The 1,365-nt window shown below is 68.4% G+C and carries 1 protein-coding gene; it reads left to right on the plus strand.

Annotated elements, in window-relative coordinates:
* Positions 1–5: 5 nt before the first annotated feature.
* Positions 6–1,082 (plus strand): c-type cytochrome biogenesis protein CcsB, encoded by a 1,077-nt coding sequence (gene ccsB, locus ACFC1K_RS06480; protein WP_375870931.1) that lies wholly within the window; start codon positions 6–8, stop codon positions 1,080–1,082.
* The last annotated feature ends 283 nt before the right edge of the window (positions 1,083–1,365 follow it).

Genomic DNA, 1,365 nt, shown 5'->3' on the forward strand with positions numbered 1-1,365 from the left:
GAGCCATGCCCGACGCCTCCCCCCTCACCCTCGACTCGGTCTCGGTGCTGCTGGTCTGGACGGCCATCGCGATCTACGCCCTCGCGTTCATCGCGTACGCGGTCGACCTGGCCCGTCGCGGCGCGGTCGCCGTGGACGCGAAGGATGCCGCGGCCAAGACCGCGCGCGAGCGCGAACTCGTCGCAGCCGGTGGCGCCGGCGGAGGCTCGCGCGGCGGCATCGTCGAGCAGCTGCGCGCGCAGGAGACGGCGTCGGAAGCGGCGCTCAACGCCCCCGTCGGACAGCGCGCGCGGCTCGTCTGGGCTCGCATCGGCACCTCGCTGACGGTGCTCGGCTTCCTCTTCCACCTCGGCGGCGACGTCACCCGCGGCATCGCCGCGGGGCGCGTGCCGTGGTCGAACATGTACGAGTTCGCCCTCACCGGCACGCTCCTCATCGTCGCGGTGTACCTCGGCGTGCTTTTCCGCTACGACCTGCGATTCCTCGGCACCTTCATCACGGGCCTCGTGGTGGTGCTGCTCGGCGGGACGGCCATCTGGTTCTACACCGACATCGTGCCCCTCATGGACCCGCTGAAGTCGGTGTGGCTCGTCATCCACGTCTTCGTCGCCTCGCTCGCGACGGCGCTGTTCGCCCTCGCCTTCGGCCTCTCGGTGCTGCAGCTCATGCAGGCCCGGCGCGAGACGAAGATCGCGGCTCTCGCGAAGGCCGAGACCGCGGCATCCGGTGCCGGGAAGACCGGACCGGGCTTCCTCAAGACGCTCCCGAGCGCCGAGGCGCTCGAGTCGCTGGCCTACCGTTTCGCGATCCTCGGCTTCATCTTCTGGACCTTCACGCTCATCGCCGGATCCATCTGGGCCAACGACGCGTGGGGCCGCTACTGGGGCTTCGACACCAAGGAAGTCTGGACCTTCGTGATCTGGGTCCTCTACGCCGGCTACATCCACGCGCGGGCCACGCGCGGTTGGCGCGGATCGCGCTCGGCGTGGCTGTCGATCATCGGCTTCACCGCGGTGATCTTCAACTTCACGATCGTCAACATGTTCTTCAAGGGCCTCCACGCCTACTCCGGATTGAACTGAACCGGCCGGCACCGGCCACCCCGATCCGCCCGGTCGCTGGGACATTCCCTCGATGGAATGTGCCCTCCGAAGAGGAATTCACGACACACCCTTGACGGACCTCGGGGGGCGGGTCTAGCTTTGCCGCTGTTCGGTCCGCCGTGCGCGTTGCCCTCGGGTGGGCAGTTGCGGAGAACCGGACAAGGGGTTTGATGCATTGTCATCGCCGGGGTTCGGGGGAGCCGCGTAGCGGAACGAGTGCACCGGCGCGTTGTTGTCAGTTCGATCGAGCGACAGGCGCGTC

Source organism: Microbacterium sp. NPDC056057, from assembly GCF_042266945.1.
In the GTDB taxonomy this organism is placed as follows: domain Bacteria; phylum Actinomycetota; class Actinomycetes; order Actinomycetales; family Microbacteriaceae; genus Microbacterium; species Microbacterium trichothecenolyticum_C.